General features: G+C 73.7%; 5 protein-coding genes. 1 reads left to right on the top strand and 4 read right to left on the bottom strand.

Annotated features, from left to right (window positions below; all coding sequences use genetic code 11):
- Positions 1-30: 30 nt before the first annotated feature.
- Positions 31-1,542, top strand: a complete 1,512-nt coding sequence (locus tag ABZX67_RS16015; protein ID WP_355360022.1) for a SulP family inorganic anion transporter — start codon at positions 31-33, stop codon at positions 1,540-1,542.
- 45 nt (positions 1,543-1,587) lie between these two features.
- Here ABZX67_RS16015 and ABZX67_RS16020 read toward each other — a convergent pair whose 3' ends face one another.
- From ABZX67_RS16020 to ABZX67_RS16035, 4 genes are all read right to left on the bottom strand, one after another.
- Positions 1,588-2,907, bottom strand: coding sequence for a SidA/IucD/PvdA family monooxygenase (locus ABZX67_RS16020; protein WP_355360025.1), 1,320 nt, complete (start codon positions 2,905-2,907; stop codon positions 1,588-1,590).
- Positions 2,904-3,491, bottom strand: a complete 588-nt coding sequence (locus tag ABZX67_RS16025) for a GNAT family N-acetyltransferase (RefSeq protein ID WP_355360028.1) — start codon at positions 3,489-3,491, stop codon at positions 2,904-2,906. The genes ABZX67_RS16020 and ABZX67_RS16025 overlap by 4 nt, the downstream gene beginning before the upstream one ends.
- Entirely contained in the window at positions 3,488-5,272 is a 1,785-nt protein-coding gene (locus ABZX67_RS16030; RefSeq protein WP_355360031.1) for an IucA/IucC family protein, read from the bottom strand. Before ABZX67_RS16030 ends, ABZX67_RS16025 begins: the two co-directional genes overlap by 4 nt.
- The coding region (locus ABZX67_RS16035) for a pyridoxal-dependent decarboxylase (RefSeq protein WP_355360034.1) at positions 5,269-6,732 on the bottom strand (1,464 nt) is incomplete at its 5' end. The genes ABZX67_RS16030 and ABZX67_RS16035, both read right to left, overlap by 4 nt.

Genomic DNA, 6,732 nt, shown 5'->3' on the forward strand with positions numbered 1-6,732 from the left:
GTCCCCCTCTCTCTGGCAGGTGCTGTTCCGTTGTCTTCCTCCACGTCTTCCGCCGTGCCGGTACGCCGGTGGCCGCGGCTGCGGCCCGACTGGCTGACCGATCCGAAGGTGTGGCGCACCGAGGTGCTCGCCGGGCTGGTGGTCGCGCTCGCGCTGATCCCCGAGGCGATCTCGTTCTCGATCATCGCCGGTGTCGAGCCGGCGATCGGGCTGTTCGCCTCGTTCACCATGGCCGTGACCATCGCGGTCGTCGGCGGCCGACGGGCCATGATCTCCGCCGCGACGGGTGCCGTCGCGCTGGTGATCGCGCCGCTGAACCGCGAGCACGGCCTGGGCTACCTGGTGGCCGCGGTGATCCTCGCCGGGGTGTTCCAGGTCGCGCTCGGCGCGCTGGGGGTGGCGAAGCTGATGCGGTTCGTGCCCCGCTCGGTGATGGTCGGCTTCGTCAACTCGCTGGCGATCCTGATCTTCCTGGCGCAGGTGCCGGAGATGCGGGACGTGCCGTGGGCCGTGTATCCGCTGATCGCGGCGGGTCTGGCGCTGATGGTGTTCTTCCCGAGGGTCACGACCGTGGTCCCGGCGCCGCTGGTGTCGATCGCCGTCCTGACCGTCATCACCGTCGCGGCCGGGATCGCGGTGCCGACCGTAGGGGACAAGGGCGCCCTGCCGTCCTCGCTGCCGGTGCCGGGACTGCCGGACGTGCCGTTCACCCTCGACACCCTGACGACGATCGCCCCGTACGCCTTCGCCATGGCGCTGGTCGGGCTGATGGAGTCGCTGATGACGGCCAAGCTCGTGGACGACATCACCGACACCCGCTCCAGCAAGACGCGCGAGTCCATCGGGCAGGGCATCGCCAACATCGTCACCGGTTTCTTCGGCGGCATGGGCGGCTGCGCCATGATCGGCCAGACGATGATCAACGTGAAGGTGTCGGGCGCCCGCACCCGCCTGTCCACCTTCCTCGCGGGCGCGTTCCTGATGGTGCTGTGCATCGTCTTCGGACCGGTCGTCTCCGACATCCCGATGGCGGCGCTCGTCGCGGTCATGGTCATGGTGTCCTTCGCGACGTTCGACTGGCACTCCGTCGCCCCGAGGACGCTGCGGCGGATGCCGGCCGGGGAGATCGCCGTCATGGTGATCACCGTCGGGTGCGTCGTGGCCACGCACAACCTCGCCATCGGCGTCGTCGTCGGCTCCGTCACGGCGATGGTGGTCTTCGCCCGGCGCGTCGCGCGCCTCGCCGAGGTCACCGCCGTCACGGACCCGGACGGCACCACCGTCGTCTACCGGGTGACGGGCGAGCTGTTCTTCGCCTCCTCCAACGACCTGGTGGGGCGGTTCGACTACGCGGGCGACCCCGACCGGGTCGTCATCGACCTCAGCGCGGCGCACGTCTGGGACGCCTCCTCCGTCGCCGCCCTGGACACCATCGGGAACAAATACGCCCAGCGCGGCAAGCGCGTGGAGATCACCGGGCTCAACGAGCCCAGTGCCCGCCTCCACTCCGCCCTCAGCGGAGAGCTCACCGGCGCCCACTGAGCGCGGCGATGTGGGGCGGGGGCGACGCGGCCCGGTATCCGTCGCCTACGCCATCTGGCCCGGCGGCTCGAACCGAGTGAAGGCGCTGTGCTTCGGCAGCCGGTACGTCTCCCGCCCGGTGATCGCGTTGAGGATGGTGGCGTTGCGTACGGCGCCGATGTCGAGGTTCGGCGACGAGACGCCGTGCGCGTGGATCTCGGCGTTCGCGACGAAGACCCGGCCCGTGACGCCGTCCGCGAGCTCCACGGAGTGGTCCAGGCGTACGCGGGGACGCCCGCGCCCGTCGCGCAGGAGCAGCTCGTCCACCGGGGCCAGGAAGGCGGGCGTGCGGTTGCGGTAGCCGGTGGCGGCGACCACGAGACCGGTGGTGTGCTCGAAGACGCGGTCCGTGTCGCGGTGCCGGCAGGTCAGGACCGCCGCGCGGCCGGTCGGGTCCACGGCGGCGGACTCCACCGTGATGCCGAAGCGCAGCTCCACGTCGGCCAGGCCGTGCTCCAGCTGCCGCCGGTAGAGCAGTTCGTGGATCTCCTCCAGGGTGTCGGTGGAGATGCCCTTGTAGAACTGCCACTGCTCGCCGACGAGCCGGTCGCGGACGTCCTGCGGCAGGGAGTGGAAGTACCGCATGTACGCCGGGGTCGTCAGCTCCAGGTTCATCTTGGTGTAGTCGAGCGGCGCGAACGACGACGTGCGGGTCAGCCAGCTCACCGCCGGGCCGCCGTCGAGGTTGCGGGTCAGCAGGTCGACGGCGACCTCGGCGCCGGACTGCCCGGAGCCGACGACCGTGACCTTGCCGGCCGCCGCCACGTCGGCCGCCCGGTACAGGTAGTCCGAGGTGTGCAGGAGCAGCGACTCGGGCAGGTCCGCCAGCGCCTCGGGGACGTGCGGCGCGGTGCCGATGCCGAGGACGAGGTTGCGCGCGAGCATCCGCAGCCGCGTGCCGTCCCCGCGTACGACGTCCACGGTGAACCGCTCGGCCTCGGCGTCCCAGTGGACCTCCTCGGCGCGGTGCGAGAAGCGGACGGAGGGCAGCCGGGCGGCCGCCCAGCGCAGGTAGTCCTCGTACTCGCGGCGCGAGGGGAAGAAGTTCTCGCGCACGGTGAAGGTGTAGAGGCGGTCCATGTCGTGGAGGTACGCCAGGAACGACAGCGGGTGCCAGGGGGCGACGAGCGTGACCAGGTCGGCGAGGAAGTTCACCTGCATCGAGGCGTCGCCGAACATCATGCCCCGGTGCCAGGTGAGCTCCGGCCGCTCCTCCAGGACGACGAGGTCGAGGTCGTCGACGGTGGAGGCGAGCGCGGCCAGGCCCAGGTTGAAGGGGCCGCAGCCGATGGCCACCACGTCGTGTTCGGAGATGGACTGCGTCATTGGGGGAGGTCCTCCTCGCTGCGCGGATGGACGAGCAGGGCGGCGGTCTTGTCGGGGAAGACGACCTCGCCGCAGGGGCGGAACCCGGCCGCCTCGAACGCCTTGAGCGACGGCGCGTTGGTCACGTCCGGCTCGGCGACCACGCGGACGCACTGCGGGTCGGCGGCGAGCAGCCCCTCGGCGAGGGCGCGCAGCAGCCGTCGGCCCAGCCCCTGCCCGGTGCGGGCCGCGTCGCCGATGGCGATGTGCACGCCCAGGTCGTGCGGCAGCTGTGCGTACCGCCCGGCGAGGCGGTCGCGGATCACCCGGTACACCTCGATGTACGCCAACGGCTCGCCGTCCAGGTCGACCAGGACCGGCAGGATCGCGTCCCCCGCCAGGTGCCCGGCGATCTCCTCGTACCAGCGCTCGCGCGGCCAGGCCTGGTGCCAGAAGGCGTCGATGTGCGGCGACTGCATCCAGCCGTGCACCACGTCCAGGTCGGTGCCCTCCGCCCGGGCGACCCGCGCCGACCAGGGGCCGCTCAGGACCGGGAGCGGCGGGCCGGGGATCGTGGCGGTCGGATCGTGGTCCACCGAGGTCATGCCGTGGCCTCCTGGAGGGGGTTCGGGGCGTCGAGGTAGACGGACTGGGCGTCGAGCGGCGCGAGGACCTCGTCGATGCCGTGCAGCCGGGTCAGCAGGTTGCCCTTGCACGGCAGGGTGTCCGCCTCCAGCCAGCGGCGCGCCAGCCGGTCGCCCTCGGGCCCGGCCTCGGCGAGCGCGGGGAGCGCCGCGCGCAGCCGATCGGCGAGGACGGCGAGGAGGTCGCGCTCGTCGGCGAGCCCGTCGACGGCGAGGCAGCCGACGACCGACAGCGCCTGGTTGCGCAGCAGGTAGTAGGAGAGGCGGTCGTCCACCAGGGCGTCGTCGACGACGGCGAGCGTGGAGGAGTCGGCGCCGAGCCGCTTCAGCAGGCCGGGGAGGTACGACGTCGCCAGGTAGTAGCCCTGGTTGTCGCGGAAGGTGGAGCCGGTGACGCGTCCGGTCGCGTCCAGGCGGACCAGGGTGTTCTGCTGGTGGGCCTCCAGGCCGATGCCGGTGGCGGCGTACAGGTGCAGCATCGGCACGAGCACCTTGTCGGTGTAGTCGGCCGTCCACTGCTCGGCCGCGCCCGGGCCGAGCGCCGCGACCAGGTCGCCGAGCGCGCTGCGGCCGAGGCCGGGGCGCGGGGCCACCAGGCCGACCAGGCAGCGCAGGTCGGCGATGCCGTCCGGGACCTCGCGCACGGCGACGTCGAGGCCGGTGACGTCCGGGCCCTCCGGGCTGCCCGGTTCGTCGACCGCGATCCAGGCGGGGTCGCGGGTGATCGCGAAGCCGGGGTGGGCGGCGAACGTGGCCTCGGCGTACCCGGCGTCGAGCAGCCGGTTGATCTCCAGGCCCCGGCGCAGCTCCGTACGGGTCGACTCGCGGCGGGAGTTGGTCAGCCGCAGCCCCAGGGAGAGCTTCAGCATCACGTCGGCGTCCGGCCGGTACACGGTCCGCACGCTGGAGGTGGGCCACCACTCGGGGCCCAGCTCGCCGAGCGGCTCCAGCGCGCCGGAGGCGACGAGCGCCTTGATGCGCGGCCGGTGCAGCAGGTCGCGGGCCTGCCAGGGGTGTGCGGGCACCAGCACCCGGCCGTCGTCCAGGCGCCGTTCGGCGAGGTCGGCGAGGAGGGCGACGGTGTCCCGGCCGGCGAGCGACGGCGCGCCGTCGACGGCGTCGTGGGAGACGACCGACTCGTCGGCGGCGAACCAGTGCAGCCGGAAGGAGCCGCGCAGCTCCGGCGAGTACGCCCGCGCCTCGTGGTCCGAGATGCCGTCCCGGCTCTTGGGCGCCGGGTGGTTCAAGTGGCCCAGCAGCAGCGCCTGTTCGGCGTCGAGGAAGCCGTCGACCTGCGGGGGCGGCTGCGGGTGGGCGCGGCGGTCGGCGATGAAGGCGGCGACCCGGCGTACGGACTCGGCGGTGCGCTCCACCAGGTCGGCGACCTCACCGGAGGGGACTCCGCCGGGACGGCTTCCGCCGCGTACCGCCGCCTCCGTGGAGAGCAGCGCCACGGCGGTGACGGGGTCGGCGGTCGGGCCGAGCGGGCCGCCGGGGCCCTCCAGGCGGGCGGGGGCGAAGCGGTGCCAGCCGGTGGGCGAGCAGTGCGTGACCTCGGTGACGAGGGCGAGCCCGGCGGTGGGCAGCTCCACGCGGAGCGGGCCGGGGGTGACGGGGGTGCCGGTCTCGCGCAGCCAGCAGCGCAGGAGGGCCTCGACGTGGGCGTGTTCGGCGGCGCCGCGCGCGTCGAGTTCGTGCAGCGGGTCCGGGTGCGTCGTTGTCGCCGCGCTGGTGACGGTCATGCGGCGCCCTCCTCGATGAGTCGTTCGCAGGTGCGGCCGGCGTCGAGGACCGTGTCCACGAGCCCGTCGATGTCGTCGGTGGTGGCGGTGGGGTTGAGCAGCGTGAACTTCAGGCACACGCGCTTGGGGGAGCCGGGCCCGGCGGTCTCCGCCTCCGTACGCCCGATGAGGGCGGCGCCGGATTCGAGCAGCCGTCGGCGCAGGGCGCCGTTGAGGGCGTCGGCGGCCGCCGGGTTGGTCCCCCGGTAGCGGAAGACCACCGTGGTCAGCTCGGCCGGGGCGACGAGCTCCAGCTCGGGCTCGGTGAGGATGCGGCGCTCCGCGTGGCGGGCCAGGTCGTGGCAGACGTCGACCATGCGGCCGAGCCCTTCCCGCCCGTACGTCAGCAGGGTGGCGGCGGCCTTCACCGCGTCGGGGCGGCGGGTGGTCTGGAGGCTGCGGCCCAGCAGGCCGTCGAAACCGGCCTCGGAGTCGTCGGCGGGGTTGAGGTAGGCCACCTCGCGGTCGAGCGAGGTGAAGGCGGTGGTGTCCGACACCAGGAGCACGCTCGCGGCCGCCGGCTGCCAGCCGATCTTGTGCAGGTCGAGGGTGACGGAGTCGGCGAGCTCCAGGCCCGCGAGGCGGCCGGCCAGCCGCTCGGAGAAGAGCGCGCCGAAGCCGTACGCCGCGTCCACGTGCATCCACATGCCGTGCCCGGAGGCGATCTCGGCGATCTCCGGGAGCGGGTCGATGGAGCCGAAGTCCGTGGTCCCGGCGGTGGCGACCACCGCGATCGGCGTCCGGTCCGGGCCGAGCGCCTCCAGCGCCGCGGCGAGCGCCTCGGGCCGCATGCGGCGGCGCTCGTCGACGGGCACCGGGTGCACGGCGGCCTCGCCGAGGCCGAGCACGGCGCACGCCCGGTGCGTGGAGAAATGGGCGAGCTCGGAGCAGAAGACCACCGGGCCGGGCAGCGCCGCGACGCCGTGCCGGCGGGCGTCGATGCCGCGCCGCAGCGCGGCGGCGTCGCGGGCGAGCAGCAGGCCCATCAGGTTGGACAGCGACCCGCCGGGCGTGAGGACGCCGTCGGCGCGCTCCCCGAGCCCGGCCAGGCGGATCAGGGCGCCGATGAGCCACCGCTCGACGGCGATGCCGGAGGGGCCGGAGTCGTACGTGTCCAGCGACGCGTTCCCGGCGGCGGCCAGGGTGTCCGCCGCGACCGCGACCGACAGGGACGGCGCTTGCAGGTGGGCGGCGGCACGCGGGTGCGAGAGGTCGATGCCCTGCTCCAGCAGCACGGTCGCGAGCAGCTGGAGCGCCGCCTTGGCGCCGAGCCCCTCGGCGGGCAGCTCGGCCGGGCCGAGGGCCTCGGCCGCCGCCGCGAGGACGTCGACGGACTCGCGGACCTCCAGGGCGTTGCCCGCGGTCAGGCCGAGCGGGGTCGACATGTCGGTGAGGAGGGCGACGGTCTTCACACCGTGGTC

Origin of the sequence: Streptomyces sp. NPDC003036, assembly GCF_040611175.1 — a bacterium.
Classification (GTDB): domain Bacteria; phylum Actinomycetota; class Actinomycetes; order Streptomycetales; family Streptomycetaceae; genus Streptomyces.